At 33.7% G+C, this 13298-nt stretch carries 15 protein-coding genes; 6 read left to right on the top strand and 9 right to left on the bottom strand.

Annotated elements, in window-relative coordinates:
* Positions 1 to 135 precede the first annotated feature (135 nt).
* Complete coding sequence (locus ABD935_RS05625) at positions 136 to 1209, top strand: PA0069 family radical SAM protein (protein ID WP_345190696.1); 1074 nt, start codon at positions 136 to 138, stop codon at positions 1207 to 1209.
* A gap of 131 nt (positions 1210 to 1340) precedes the next feature.
* On the opposite strand, the gene ABD935_RS05620 is transcribed toward ABD935_RS05625, so the two are convergent.
* The gene (locus ABD935_RS05620; RefSeq protein WP_345190695.1) at positions 1341 to 1934 is read right to left on the bottom strand and encodes a hypothetical protein; all 594 of its coding nucleotides are present in this window, start codon (positions 1932 to 1934) and stop codon (positions 1341 to 1343) included.
* A 264-nt stretch (positions 1935 to 2198) separates the two neighbouring features.
* Positions 2199 to 2789 carry a hypothetical protein gene (locus tag ABD935_RS05615; RefSeq protein WP_345190693.1) on the bottom strand — a complete coding sequence of 197 codons (591 nt, stop codon included), beginning with the start codon at positions 2787 to 2789 and terminating at the stop codon, positions 2199 to 2201.
* A 202-nt stretch (positions 2790 to 2991) separates the two neighbouring features.
* Between ABD935_RS05615 and ABD935_RS05610 the strand changes: the two genes are divergently transcribed.
* A complete protein-coding gene (locus tag ABD935_RS05610; RefSeq protein ID WP_345190692.1) occupies positions 2992 to 3867 on the top strand; it encodes an AraC family transcriptional regulator in 876 nt (291 codons plus the stop codon).
* Between the two features lie 11 nt (positions 3868 to 3878).
* Positions 3879 to 4052: a hypothetical protein gene (locus tag ABD935_RS05605; protein WP_345190691.1), complete on the top strand. Its 174-nt coding sequence runs from the start codon at positions 3879 to 3881 to the stop codon at positions 4050 to 4052.
* A 187-nt stretch (positions 4053 to 4239) separates the two neighbouring features.
* Here ABD935_RS05605 and ABD935_RS05600 read toward each other — a convergent pair whose 3' ends face one another.
* The 5 genes from ABD935_RS05600 to ABD935_RS05580 all read right to left on the bottom strand — a co-directional run bounded on the left by ABD935_RS05600 (position 4240) and on the right by ABD935_RS05580 (position 7647).
* On the bottom strand, positions 4240 to 4863 hold the full coding sequence (locus tag ABD935_RS05600; RefSeq protein WP_425550199.1) for an HD domain-containing protein: 624 nt from the start codon (positions 4861 to 4863) through the stop codon (positions 4240 to 4242).
* 92 nt (positions 4864 to 4955) lie between these two features.
* The gene (locus ABD935_RS05595; RefSeq protein WP_345190689.1) at positions 4956 to 5294 is read right to left on the bottom strand and encodes an avidin-fold protein; all 339 of its coding nucleotides are present in this window, start codon (positions 5292 to 5294) and stop codon (positions 4956 to 4958) included.
* A 15-nt stretch (positions 5295 to 5309) separates the two neighbouring features.
* Positions 5310 to 6308, bottom strand: coding sequence for an acyl-ACP desaturase (locus ABD935_RS05590; RefSeq protein WP_345190688.1), 999 nt, complete (start codon positions 6306 to 6308; stop codon positions 5310 to 5312).
* Positions 6309 to 6320: 12 nt separating this feature from the next.
* Entirely contained in the window at positions 6321 to 7058 is a 738-nt protein-coding gene (locus ABD935_RS05585; protein ID WP_345190687.1) for a lysophospholipid acyltransferase family protein, read from the bottom strand.
* 178 nt (positions 7059 to 7236) lie between these two features.
* Entirely contained in the window at positions 7237 to 7647 is a 411-nt protein-coding gene (locus ABD935_RS05580) for a BrxA/BrxB family bacilliredoxin (protein ID WP_345190686.1), read from the bottom strand.
* 118 nt (positions 7648 to 7765) lie between these two features.
* Between ABD935_RS05580 and ABD935_RS05575 the strand changes: the two genes are divergently transcribed.
* Together ABD935_RS05575 and ABD935_RS05570 are read left to right on the top strand one after the other, a co-directional pair.
* Positions 7766 to 8539, top strand: a complete 774-nt coding sequence (locus tag ABD935_RS05575; protein WP_345190685.1) for a TerB family tellurite resistance protein — start codon at positions 7766 to 7768, stop codon at positions 8537 to 8539.
* Between the two features lie 330 nt (positions 8540 to 8869).
* Positions 8870 to 9322: a DUF1569 domain-containing protein gene (locus ABD935_RS05570; RefSeq protein ID WP_345190684.1), complete on the top strand. Its 453-nt coding sequence runs from the start codon at positions 8870 to 8872 to the stop codon at positions 9320 to 9322.
* A gap of 112 nt (positions 9323 to 9434) precedes the next feature.
* On the opposite strand, the gene ABD935_RS05565 is transcribed toward ABD935_RS05570, so the two are convergent.
* Together ABD935_RS05565 and ABD935_RS05560 are read right to left on the bottom strand one after the other, a co-directional pair.
* A complete protein-coding gene (locus ABD935_RS05565) occupies positions 9435 to 9689 on the bottom strand; it encodes a hypothetical protein (RefSeq protein WP_345190683.1) in 255 nt (84 codons plus the stop codon).
* A 194-nt stretch (positions 9690 to 9883) separates the two neighbouring features.
* Complete coding sequence (locus ABD935_RS05560) at positions 9884 to 10900, bottom strand: S66 peptidase family protein (RefSeq protein WP_345190682.1); 1017 nt, start codon at positions 10898 to 10900, stop codon at positions 9884 to 9886.
* 166 nt (positions 10901 to 11066) lie between these two features.
* Between ABD935_RS05560 and metG the strand changes: the two genes are divergently transcribed.
* Positions 11067 to 13133, top strand: a complete 2067-nt coding sequence (metG, locus tag ABD935_RS05555; RefSeq protein WP_345190681.1) for a methionine--tRNA ligase — start codon at positions 11067 to 11069, stop codon at positions 13131 to 13133.
* The last annotated feature ends 165 nt before the right edge of the window (positions 13134 to 13298 follow it).

Raw genomic sequence — 13298 nt, 5'->3', positions numbered from 1 at the left:
AATTTTTTGGTAAGTCAAGTATAAAGAATGCCAGTTTTTGTTAATAACCCATTTCTCCTTTAACAGTTTTTAGTATAAATTATAAGTAATTTTAAAGAGCTGCTTAAAGCATGCCTAACCGTTAATTTTACTATAATGAATCCAAAATCTGCCATAAAAGGACGTGGCGCACAGCGTAATGTACACAATCGTTTTTTTGAGCTAAGTCATGAAATGCGTGACGATTTCTTAGAATTTTGCCATAAAGAAGGTGAGCAAGCTGATAAAAACAAAACAGTATACCTACCTGTTTTTCCTAAAACCATAGTAAATAAAATGACCAGCCCAGATGTTGGGATGATGTATTCTATGAACTCCTATCAAGGTTGCGAGCATGGATGTATTTATTGTTATGCTCGAAACTCACATGAGTTCTGGGGTTATGGCGCTGGCTTAGATTTTGAACGTCGCATTTTGGTAAAAAAGGACGCGCCAAAACTTCTAGAAGCTCAATTAATAAAGAAAAGCTGGAAAGCGCATCCTATTGTTATGTCTGGCAATACCGACTGCTACCAACCTGCCGAAAAGCAATTTGAAATTACAAGACAATGTTTGGAAGTGTTTTTGAAATACAAACATCCTGTGGCTATAATAACAAAAAACGCCTTAATTCTACGTGATTTAGAACTTTTAAAAGCATTGGCAAAAGACAGTTTAATTGGTGTTAATGTTTCCATCACGTCATTATCAGAATCTACCAGACATATTTTAGAACCTAGAACGGCAACTATAAAAAAGCGCTTAGAAACGGTTAAAATATTAAGTGATAACGGAATTCCTGTTAATGTGATGTTGGCACCAATTATTCCGTCTATAAATAGTCATGAAATTCTGTCTTTGGCAAAATTGGCTTCAGAACATGGAGCCGTATCAATTGGGCATACTATTGTAAGACTTAATGGCGCTATTGGCGAAATATTTACCGATTGGATAAAAAAAACCATGCCGGATAGAGCAGATAAAGTGTTGCATCAAATAGAAAGCTGTCATGGCGGAACTTTAAACGATTCACGTTACGGAACAAGAATGCGAGGGGAGGGTAAAATTGCAGAACAAATCAACACGCTTGTAAAGCTGGCAAGGCAAAAGTATTTTAAAGATAAAAAGATGCCAAAGTTAAACTGTGATTTGCATGAACAATTTAAAGACGGGCAATTAAAATTGTTTTAAAATGAAGACTAATTTATCGATATTAGAAATCGAAGTTCAGTTGAAAACTGAGATTCCCTATAAAAAGAAAATAAAAAAAGTGGGCCACCACAGCCCACTTACATTTAAACTAAACTAAATAAGAGATTAAACTAATTAATGAATGTCGTGTACTCTTTGTTGTCAGAGTTTAAAACTATTTTATAACTTCCTTTTTTAAATTTATATATTTTATTGATTATTTTGGTGTTTTTAATTTTGTCTGAATGGACCAATTGAAAATCACCATTATAATTACCGTAAATATGGATTTTTACTGTTTTCAGATTTGTATTAAGTTTTGTGATGTATACAAAATCTTCTTTTTGTCTAACATAAGGTTTAAAGATTGTTACGGCTTCCTCCTTATTAAAAACAACTTCATTTGCCTTAACGGTAAACGGAATGGTTTCAATTTCTAAGTCTTTGTCGATTTCAAAGAAATAACCACCATCTGGTAATGTGGTTAAATCAAAACCTTTTCTATAAGTTCCAGTATTTTGGATTAATTCTTTATATAAAATCACACCATTATTATCTTTAATGGATAATAGGTTTCCTTCCTTTACATTACTTAAAGAGAGCGAGGTACTTTTAGCATCATTTTTAATTTTATAAAATGATGCTTCATTAGCGAAACTTAATGAGGTAGCAAACAGTGTTACTATTAAGATTCCTTTTTTTGAGTGTTTAATTACGTTTTTCATAATTTGTTTTTTTTAACGTTTAACACTACAAATATAGAATAGTATTAATTTGTGTAAAACACTGAAATTGATGTATTTATGTGTTAAATTATCTGTTAATTTCACATCTATTTATGGTAAAATAAAACACATAATATAAGCCTAAGTAGGCTTGTTAAAGGAAATTAATTTTTTATGAACAGCATGAGACTAGAAAATATTGCACAAAAAAAGTGGGCCACCACAGCCCACTTACAACTAAACTAAACTAAATAAGACATTAAACTAATTAATGAATGTCGTGTACTCTTTGTTATCAGAGTTTAAAACTATTTTATAACTTCCTTTTTTTAATTTATATATTTTATTGATTATTTTGGTATTTTCAATTTTGTTTGAATGGATCAATTGAAAATCGCCATTATAATTTTCGTAAATATTGATTTTTACTGTTTCAAGATTTGTATTAAGTTTTGTGATGTATACAAAATCTTCTTTTTGTCTAACATAAGGTTTAAAAATAGTTACGCCTTCGTCCTTGTTAAAAACAACTTCTTTAGCCTTAACGCTAAACGGAATGGTTTCAACTTCTAAGTCTTTGTCAATTTCAAAGAAATAACCACCATCAGGTAATGTGGTTAAATCAAAGCCTTTTCTATAAGTTCCAGTATTTTGGATTAATTCTTTATACAAAATCACACCATGATTATCTTTAATAGATAATAGGTTTCCCTCTTTAACATTACTAATAGTTAAAGCTGTTTTTCTGAGACCTTCTTTAACTGTAAAAGAAGCCTCATTAGCGTTACCTAACATTGCGGTTAACATAGCTACCGTTAATAGGATTTTTTTGGATGTTTTAAATACGTTTTTCATAATTTGGGTTTTATAACGTTCGACAGGACAAAGGTAAAGTGACAATGAAGTTTATAAAACATCCATTTTGACCAATTTATATGCTAAATTATCTGTTAAATGAATGTTAAGGACGTGTTAAGTTAATATAGCATATAATTAAGGTAATTGAATATATAATGTATGCATAATAAGTATTAAATTTGCACATAAATGGCTTGCAATGATTATTAAGAAACCTACATTAGAAAAACTTAGCCCCAGTTTTGGTAGTTCTATATTGGTAAAGCAGCATAGAGAAAAGGCAGATAAAAACAATGCCTTTTGGCACTTTCATCCAGAATTAGAACTTGCTTACATAAACAAAGGGCAAGGAAAAACACATATTGGCAATCACTTATCGTATTTTAATAATAGTCAACTTATATTAATAGGGGCCAATTTACCGCATAATGGATTTACAGATAGGCTAACGGCCAATGGTACAGAAACGATAATACAATTTAAGCCTAATTTTTTAGGTAATGATTTTCTAGATGTTACAGAAATGGCCAATATCGTATCGTTATTTGAACGTGCTAAAAAAGGAATTCGTTTTAAAGTTGATACCAAAAAAAAGATAGGTCTAAAAATTGAAAAACTTTTAGAGCATGATGGCTTAAAGCGCGTTTTGAAATTCTTAGAAATTTTAAATCATTTGGCAATAACTGATGATTATACCTTATTAAATGCTGATGGGTTTGCTTTTGAAGCAGAAGCTCAAGATAGTGCTAAAATTGGTGCAATCTTTAAGTATGTCCGTGAAAATTTTCAGAACCATATAGCGTTAGATGAAATAGCAGATAAGGTAAGCATGACCGTTCCTGCCTTTTGTAGGTACTTTAAAAAGGCTACAGGAAAAACCTTTACACAAGTGGTTAATGAATACCGCGTGGTTCACGCTACTAAATTATTGTCGGAAGAAAGCCAAATGAGTATTGCCGATGTTTGTTTTGAATGCGGATTTAATAATTTCTCACACTTTAATAAACAGTTTAATGATATTACTGGTAAAAGTGCTTCGCAATACAGAAAAGAAATAAAGCTAATTATACAATAAAATTAAAGTTGATGGACACTAGAATTATAGTAACACTAGAATACTACTTTCAAAAAAGAAAAGAAATTTTAAATTTTATAAATAGCAATAACAATCTTACAGCCGATCAGATTATTGAAAATGGTGAAGAACTGGGGATTTTAGAATATAAAATTACAGCTTTACAGGTTGCTCAAGAAAATTAATTTTTGAATTGTTTTAAACTTTTTTGATTGAAGTAAACATAGAGGTTTTTTTGCTCAATCAAAGACTTTTTTGAAATTTATAGTTCCGATAGCTATCGGGATTACGGAGTTATAAAAAGACAAAAAGTGAGTGATAATATCATTTTACAGCCAATTAAATAAGATTATATAAGTTCATTTATAAGCCTCACTTTGCACCTTTCCATTCAGCATAAAATTGATCTAGAAATCCTTGCATGTAATGATGTCTTTCTAATGCAATCTGCTTCCCTGTTTTAGTATTCATTCTGTCTTTTAAGAGCAATAGTTTTTCGTAAAAATGGTTAATGGTTGGTGCGGTAGATGTTTTATACTCCGCCTTGCTCATATTAAGGTTGGGTTTAATATCAGGATTGTAAAGTTCTCTGTTTTTAAAGCCACCATAATTAAAACAACGTGCAATGCCAATAGCACCAATAGCATCTAATCGGTCTGCGTCTTGTACCACATCTAGTTCTGCTGATTTGAATTTTTGAGGGTCGTTACCGCCTTTAAAAGAAATGTTTTCAATAATATTTACAACATGTTCTATACTAATTGAATCTACATTTAGTTTGAATAAAAACTCTCGTGTAATTCTAGGACCAACAGTTTCATCACCGTTATGAAACTTGCTATCTGCTATATCATGCAATAATGCACCTAATGAAACTACAAACGTATCAACAGATTCATTCTTAGAGATGAGCAAGGAATTATTATACACCCTTAGGGTGTGAAACCAATCGTGTCCGCCTTCTGCATCATTAAGGCTTTCTTTTACGAATGTCATGGTTTTGTTTATTATGTCTTCGGAAGTATGCATGGGTTAAAAATAAAAATAATGCGAAACTGAAGCGAGTTCAGTTTTATGAAAACTGTAAATTAAATCTCCTCTAAAACCGAGGTGCCTTTGGATTTATCCCCCGAAGTCCAACACCAACTTTCATGCAGGCGTATTTTTCCGTTCGTCATGATTTCTGGTTTAGAAAGGCAAATACCAGTCATTAATTCGCCTTTTATATTTATTTGGTGATAGCGCATATTAATCGTTCCATCATCTTCAACTAAACCGATAAGATGCCCGGAAACAATATGATTGTTACTGTAACTACAAGTTAAAATAGGTCCTTTTTGCTTATATTTAAAAATAGTAGAAGTAGATACTTCACTGTTTTTTGAAGTCGATACAGGCTTGAATATTTTGTTGTTGTAGTTTATCAACTAAAAGAAAACGATTTATTTTATAATGGCTGGCTCTACCCATTTAAATTGAAATGAGTCTTCTGGAACTTTCATTCGCTCAGCAATACGAGTCATTCTAGACGGAAGTTTCATTAAATAATCTCTAGCTTTTTCTGCTTCATCATTAAGATTAGTGATTTTGTCAATCTCCCAACGTTTGATTAATTTTTCTAAAATTTCAATATAATCCATAGAAGTGTAAACCCCAATACGTTGTGCGGTATTTGAAAACTCTTCGAAAGCCGAACCTATTTTGCCTCCAGTTTCTCTTAAAAAATGAGCAGGCATCGTTATTTTTTGCTTCATCATATAATGAAAGGCCATCATCATTTGGCTAGGGTCAACTTCAAAAATACGTTCTACAAACTCAGAATACGCATGATGGTGTCTCATTTCATCACCAGAAATAATTTTACACATTTTAGATAAACGCTTGTTGCCTTTGTCTTTTGCTATTTTAGCAACACGATTATGCGATACATAAGTGGCTAATTCTTGAAAACTCGTATAAACAAAGTTTTTATATGGGTCTCTGTCTGTGCCAATGTCAAAACCATCTGAAATAAGGTGTTGTGTTGTTATTTCGATTTCTTTCATGTTAACACGTCCAGATAAATACAAGTATTTATTAAGCACATCGCCATGTCTATTTTCTTCGGCAGTCCATTGACGTACCCATTTGGACCAGCCATTAGCACCATTTACTTGGTCAACGCCTTCAACATCCATTAACCATGATTCGTAAGTTGGTAAGGCTTCTTCAGTAATCATATCGCCTACTAAAACGACCCAAAAATCATAAGGTAATTCTTTTGCTAATTCTCTAATTTCTTTTACTTCCTCAAAAAAGGCAGCATCATTAGTTTCAGAATTCGGTAAAAAATCTGTAGGTTGCCATATTTTTTCAACGGGAATTAAATACTTTTCAACTAAAGTATCAATGTCTTTTTCCAAAAACTGCATCACTTCAAATCTTTTATTCTTTAACGACATGTCTTACTTGTTTTAAGGTTTTATATGTTGGGTAATAGTAGTCTCAATACTACTGATTAGGTCTTGCTTATTAACAAAGGTACTAACTTTTATAGGCTTATGCACGGTAAATTTAATATGTGTCCCTAAACCCATTGGAAATTTTCCGTAACGTAACGTTTTCCATGAATTATTTATGGTAATAGGAACGACCAATGCCGACGGTATTTTTTTAAATAAAATTTCCAATCCTTTTGTTTGAAAGGGCTTGGGTGTACCGTCCTTACTTCGTGTGCCTTCAGGGAAAATTACGGCCGCACGATTGGTTTTTTCTATGTATTCGCCGAATTTCATGATAGCGGGTAAGGATTGTCTTGGGTTTTTTCTATCTATTAAAACCGAACCACCATGGCGTAAATTATACGATACACTAGGAATGCCTTTTCCTAATTCAATTTTACTAATAAATTTAGGGTGATGCTTGCGCATGTACCACATAATAGGCGATATATCGTACATGCTTTGATGGTTTGATACAATAATAAGGGGTTGGTCTGCGCCAATGTTATGTGGATTATCAAAAGTAAATCGAGTACCTAAAATATTCATGCAACGCATTAGGCAAAACTGTAACATGTCCACACTTTTTTTAAGTGCAGGATACCCAAAAACCCGATAACAAAAGGCTTGTATAGGATGAAATATCAGTATGGTTAGGAAAAACGCTAAGCTATAAATAGCTGTTAGCGGGTATGATAATAATTTCAGCATATTTCAAAATTAATGCAATGTAAATTAAAAGCATAAAAAAACCACGAAAAAACGTGGTTTTAAAATTTTATTTGTCATTCAGAGTGAAGTATAAGGTCCTGTTAAATCCAAATATCAAATTAATGAGAATGGAATAGATTTCCTTGTAACTATCTAGCCTCTCTATTAATAACGCGTTCTAGCAATGTTCGTTATAAGCATCAACCAGATTTTCTGCAATTAATTCTGCAGGACGACCTTCAATATGATGACGCTCTAACATATGTACCAATTCCCCATCCTTAAACAATGCCATACATGGTGAACTTGGAGGAAAAGGAATCATATAGCCACGAGCCGCATCAACGGCTTCTTTGTCAACACCTGCAAAAACCGTTGTAATATGGTCAGGACGTTTTGCGTTTTGTAAACTCATTCTAGCGCCTGGGCGCGCATTAGCTGCCGCACAACCACAAACCGAATTTACAACTACAAGTGTAGTGCCTGCTTTAGCTAAAGCGGCATCAACCGCTTGGGCAGTTTGTAATTCTTCAAAACCGACGTTTGTTAAATCTTCACGCATAGGTTTTACTAATTCTGCTGGATACATATTTTTAAATTTTAATAATTAACAATTTTAGACTGCAAAGATACCAATTGTGTAACAATATGGTATAATTATCAACTAACTAATATTATATTTGACGATAAACAAAATTTATACTTACATGAGTTTTTCAAAATGGATAGGAGGTGCGTTAGGATGGTCGTTTGGAGGTCCAATAGGTGCAATTATTGGGTTGGCCATAGGTAGTATGATTGATGCGATGTCGGATGGGAATCCTTTATTAGGTCAAGGGCAATCACAACAACGTGGGCAAAGAACCACTTACAGAAACCGATCCAGACAGCGCCCACAAACACAATCGGGCGATTTTGAAGTGAGCTTACTCGTTTTAGCTTCCATAGTTATAAAAGCCGATGGAAAACAAGATCAAAGTGAATTAGATTTTGTACGCCAACAGTTTCTAAACATGTATGGTAAAGAACGCGCAAACCATGCTTTTAAATTGTTTAAAAATATAAGTAAGCAGCATGTTGCAGTAAGACCGGTGTGTTTGCAAATACGTCAAATGATGGATCATCCATCGCGCTTACAACTCATGCACTTTTTGTTTGGTATTGCTAAAGCCGATGGTACTGTAACAGAAGACGAGGTAAAACAAATTTACACCATAGCTGGATATTTAGGTATTAGTTCTAGAGATTATGAAAGTATTAAAGCCATGTTTTATAACAGTAGCGATAATGCTTATAAGGTTTTAGAAATAACGAAAAGTGCCCCGGTTGACGACATTAAAAAAGCCTACCGAAATATGGCTAAAAAATACCACCCAGATAAAGTCATCCATTTAGGAAAGGAACACCAAGAAGGCGCTGAAGAAAAGTTTAGACAAGTACAAGCGGCTTATGAGCAGATTCAGAAGGAGCGTGGATTTTAATGAGTTGATTTATAATTTCTATCAATATAATTAATAGCTTCTCGCTGCGTCAAAACAGCAGACTTTTTGAAGTTCTGATTTAGAATAAAAAAGTTTTCCAATAGCTAAATATCCAGTTTTCCTGATATAAGTGTCCTTATCTGAAAAATAGGTAATAATGTTTTCAGTTTTACTAGAAGATAGGTCATTGGCAATATCTTGATTGATTTTTTCAACCAAAACGTTCCGTTCTTCCTTTTATAAATCGGAAAATGCCATCAGATACCTTTTAAAGTAAAAATAAAATAAATAAATTGCATGCGAGTTTTAAATCAATCCAATTTTAAACACATGACAAATATTTTCGACGCTAAGGAAACCGACTTAGTTATTAACAGAATTAACAAACTAGAACCAATAACAAGGCCGTTATGGGGGAAAATGAGTGCAGACCAAATGCTGGCGCATTGCAACGTTACTTACGAAATGGCTTTTGAAGATAAACACGCAAAACCAAATGGATTTACAAAACTTATATTAAAACTATTTGTCAAGAATACTGTTGTAGGCGAGAGGCCTTATAGAAAAAACAGCAAAACGGCTCCTCAATTTTTAATTACTAACGCTAGAAATTTTGTAGAAGAAAAAGCGAGATTAACAGATTATTTAAAGAAAGCCCAAAGTTTAGGTGAAGATTATTTTGATGGTATGGAATCACATTCTTTTGGAAAATTAACAAAGCAGGAATGGAATACGATGTTTTATAAACATCTAGATCATCATTTGAATCAGTTTGGGGTTTAGCAGTGAACTGGTCTGAACTTTTTCGTGGCCAATTGGAAAAAAATAAATCAGTTCAAATAAAAAAGCCAGCTATTCTTTTTAGCTGGCTTTTGAAAATTTTAAGTATCGTTTTTTATTTAGAAAAAACGTCTTTACTTGTGTAAATTTTTGTGTCGTTACCTTTATCAAATATATATACTAATTTGTCATCAGAACTTAAGTAAACAGAAGCTAATTTCCAGCCTTCACTTTTTGTAGCATCCAATAAGCACTTGCGTACATCTGGATTGTTTAAATTTAAACTTGAATTTACAATATCATCAGCTTTTACATCAATTGAAATTAAAAGCATCATTGCTACGAATAGGAATTGTAATTTTTTCATCATTTTGGGGTATTTTTAAGTTTGTTATTATTTACATGCAAGATTATGGCATATTTTAACAACTCTTTAAAATAATAGATGATACCCCTTATTAATCGTTCAAACGACGATACTGTCTGTAAAAGGCTTATTTGTTCGGTAAAAGACTCACGTGTATAAACATGTCGTTTTTTTGCAAGTGGTTTATTTGAATTCGATTACTCAAATATGATTGAAGATTGCTTACCGTTAACTGTCAACTGAATTGTTCTACCCAAAATTAAAGCCCGATTATCTTTTTCGTGACCCGCAGGCATATTAAAAGCTATAGGAAAATCATAATCCGACATCGCATCTAAAACCAATTGCTCGATAGAGGTTCCCCAAAGTGTGGTATTTTTTCTGAGTTTGGTCATATCTCCAACAATAACACCTTTGCAATTATCAAAATAACCCGCACGTTTTAGACTTTGTAACATACGGTCTATATGGTATTTGTATTCGCCAATTTCTTCAATAAACAATATTTTTCCAGAAGTGTCAATACTAGTTTTAGAGCCTAACATGGTTTGCAGCATAGTTAGATTGCCACCAACTAATTGTCCCGAAGCTGTTCCTGTTTTGTTAAATGATGAGCCTTCTAAAGTATAGCTTAAAGGGTTTCCGAATATGGCATTTTTAAATGAGGAAATGCTAGCTTCAATTTCAGATTCATCTTTTTGTAAACTTACGCACATAACGGCATGTAAACTTTCAACACCTTGATTATGGATTTGGCTATGAAGTGCTGTAATATCTGAATAGCCGATAACCCATTTAGGGTTTTGCTTAAATTTAGAATAATCTAATTTATCTAAAATCCTAACCGTTCCATAGCCGCCACGTGCGCACCAAATGGCACTAATTTTAGGGTTGTCTAATGCGTTTTGGAAGTCTTCACAACGTTCATCGTCGGTTCCAGCAAAATGTTTAGCTTGATTAAATACATGCTTCCCTACTATCGAATGTAATCCCCAACTTTTTAACAGGGCTTGGGCTTGCTGTATTTCACCTATTCTATTTTTTAAGATTCCTGAAGGCGCAACAATGGCAACGGTATCGCCTGCTTTTAAGTATGGTGGTTGTTTCAAAGTGATGTTTTGTTTTTGGTTTATTGTGTTTTGTGCTGAAACGGCCTTTTTTCCGAAGAAAAAAACAACACATAGCAAGCTTATTATTAGTAGGTTTTTTGACATAATGTAAATGTACATTTTTTTTCTAAATAGCACTCAAAATGTGTACTTTTACGGCTTCAAAAAAGACTTCTAAATGGTTGTCCCCTCGAGCGCAGTCGAGAGGTTTTAAGGAATTACGTAAAAATAAAGGTCTCGACTGCGCTCGACCAGACATAAGAGTTTTAAAATGAACAAGCCAAAACGATATACGATTACCACAGCACTTCCTTACACTAACGGACCCATTCATATTGGCCACTTAGCAGGTGTTTACGTGCCAGCTGATATTTATGCGCGCTATTTACGTTTAACAGGAAATGATGTTATTTTAATTGGCGGAAGTGATGAACATGGTGTGCCAATTACGATTAAGGCTAAGAATGAAGGGGTGTCACCACAAGATATTGTAGATAAATACCATGCGATAATTAAAAAATCATTTGAAGATTTCGGGATTACTTTTGATAATTATTCGCGGACATCGGCGCCAATTCATCATGAAACTGCTTCCGAATTCTTTACAACTTTAAATGATAAAGGGGAATTTATTGAAGAAACTTCAGAGCAATTATATGATGCCGAGGCCAATCAGTTTTTAGCAGACCGATTTGTTATAGGCACTTGCCCAAAATGTGGAAATGAAGAAAGCTATGGCGACCAATGTGAAAACTGTGGAACCAGCCATAATGCTACCGATTTAATAAATCCGAAGTCAGCTATAACAGGAAATGTCCCGACCTTAAAACAGACAAAACACTGGTTTTTACCTTTAGATAAACATGAAGCCTTTTTAAAAGAATGGATTTTAGAAGGTCATAAAAAAGATTGGAAACCCAATGTTTATGGACAATGTAAATCTTGGATTGATGATGGTTTACGTCCACGTGCTGTAACCCGAGATTTAGATTGGGGAATACCTGTTCCAGCAGAAGGTAGCGAAGGTAAAGTGCTATACGTTTGGTTTGATGCGCCAATAGGCTACATATCATCAACCAAAGAATGGGCGGCCCGAGAAGGAAAAGATTGGGAGTTGTATTGGAAAGATAAAGACACTAAATTGGTGCATTTTATAGGAAAAGATAATATCGTATTTCACTGTATTATTTTCCCATCAATGTTAAAAGCAGAAGGCTCCTATATTTTGCCAGAAAATGTGCCTGCAAATGAATTTTTGAATTTAGAGGGTAATAAATTATCAACCTCTAAAAACTGGGCCGTTTGGTTGCCAGACTATTTAGAAGATTTCCCTGGTCAACAAGATGTATTGCGTTATGCTTTAAACTCTAACGCACCAGAAACAAAAGACAACGATTTTACTTGGAAAGATTTTCAAGCTAGAAACAACAATGAGTTGGTAGCCATTTTTGGAAACTTTATAAATCGCGTCGTGGTATTAACCAACAAATATTATGATGGTATTGTGCCTGAACCATCGGAATTTTTACAAGTAGATGAAGATACTTTGGCAGCTATAAAAGCATACCCAGATGTTATTGCCAGTTCTATAGAGCGTTACCGTTTTAGAGAAGCGGGACAAGAGTTGATGAATTTAGCGCGCTTAGGAAATAAATATTTAGCCGACGCAGAACCTTGGAAGGTTATTAAAGTAGATGAAGCGCGTACCAAAACAATCATGTATGTGGCGCTTCAAATCTCCTCTGCATTAGCAACGTTGAGCGAGCCGTTTTTACCGTTTACTTCTGCTAAACTTAAAGGAATACTTTGTCATTCCGCACTTGATGTGGAATCCACTTGGAACGAAGTGAGTTCTAAAAATATACTTTTACCAGCAAACCATCACATAGGAAAAGCAGAACTGTTATTTTCTAAAGTTGAAGATGAAACCATTCAAAAGCAACTCGATAAATTAGAAGCCAGTAAAAAAGCAAACGAGGCTGCGAATAAGGTTACGGAGCCACAAAAGGACACCATTACTTTTGAAGATTTCACAAAATTAGATATCCGTGTGGGGACGATTTTAGAAGCTGAAAAAATGCCAAAAACTAAAAAACTGCTTGTTTTAAAAGTAGATACAGGTATTGATGTGCGGACCATAGTTTCGGGTATTGCTGAAAGCTTTACACCAGAAGAAGTCGTTGGAAAACGCGTAACTGTTCTAGTAAATCTTGCTCCAAGAGCGCTACGAGGTGTGGAGAGTCAAGGGATGATTTTAATGACTGAAACTCCCGAAGGGAAATTAGTGTTTGTAAATCCTGATGATGCTAGTGTTGGTAATGGGTTGCAGGTAAATTAGCCTGTAATTCTTAATGCAGTTCGGTATTATTGGGGGCGTTTTAATATCACGAGTTTTTACAAGGAAATTGTTTAATAAAGGTGACGCTTTTAATTAATTGGGGTCTTAATTTTGTAAATATTAATTATTGAAATTTTTTCAAAAAAACCATTTGATTAAAGCGTC

Source organism: Algibacter agarivorans, assembly GCF_039543245.1.
GTDB classification, from domain to species: domain Bacteria; phylum Bacteroidota; class Bacteroidia; order Flavobacteriales; family Flavobacteriaceae; genus Algibacter_G; species Algibacter_G agarivorans.
Note: the sequence above shows the minus strand (reverse complement) of the source record. Positions and strands in the feature narration are given on the sequence as shown.

Excerpts from the sequence above, each read along its gene's own strand:
- ABD935_RS05620 (WP_345190695.1), bottom strand. The coding sequence starts at position 1,934 with ATGAAAAACGTAATTAAACACTCAAAAAAAGGAATCTTAATAGTAACA.
- ABD935_RS05580 (WP_345190686.1), bottom strand. The coding sequence starts at position 7,647 with ATGTATCCAGCAGAATTAGTAAAACCTATGCGTGAAGATTTAACAAAC.
- ABD935_RS05600 (WP_425550199.1), bottom strand. The coding sequence starts at position 4,863 with ATGACATTCGTAAAAGAAAGCCTTAATGATGCAGAAGGCGGACACGAT.
- metG (WP_345190681.1), top strand. The coding sequence starts at position 11,067 with ATGAACAAGCCAAAACGATATACGATTACCACAGCACTTCCTTACACT.
- ABD935_RS05615 (WP_345190693.1), bottom strand. The coding sequence starts at position 2,789 with ATGAAAAACGTATTTAAAACATCCAAAAAAATCCTATTAACGGTAGCT.
- ABD935_RS05585 (WP_345190687.1), bottom strand. The coding sequence starts at position 7,058 with ATGCTGAAATTATTATCATACCCGCTAACAGCTATTTATAGCTTAGCG.
- ABD935_RS05570 (WP_345190684.1), top strand. The coding sequence starts at position 8,870 with ATGACAAATATTTTCGACGCTAAGGAAACCGACTTAGTTATTAACAGA.
- ABD935_RS05560 (WP_345190682.1), bottom strand. The coding sequence starts at position 10,900 with ATGTCAAAAAACCTACTAATAATAAGCTTGCTATGTGTTGTTTTTTTC.
- ABD935_RS05605 (WP_345190691.1), top strand. The coding sequence starts at position 3,879 with ATGGACACTAGAATTATAGTAACACTAGAATACTACTTTCAAAAAAGA.
- ABD935_RS05565 (WP_345190683.1), bottom strand. The coding sequence starts at position 9,689 with ATGATGAAAAAATTACAATTCCTATTCGTAGCAATGATGCTTTTAATT.
- ABD935_RS05610 (WP_345190692.1), top strand. The coding sequence starts at position 2,992 with ATGATTATTAAGAAACCTACATTAGAAAAACTTAGCCCCAGTTTTGGT.
- ABD935_RS05625 (WP_345190696.1), top strand. The coding sequence starts at position 136 with ATGAATCCAAAATCTGCCATAAAAGGACGTGGCGCACAGCGTAATGTA.
- ABD935_RS05575 (WP_345190685.1), top strand. The coding sequence starts at position 7,766 with ATGAGTTTTTCAAAATGGATAGGAGGTGCGTTAGGATGGTCGTTTGGA.
- ABD935_RS05590 (WP_345190688.1), bottom strand. The coding sequence starts at position 6,308 with ATGTCGTTAAAGAATAAAAGATTTGAAGTGATGCAGTTTTTGGAAAAA.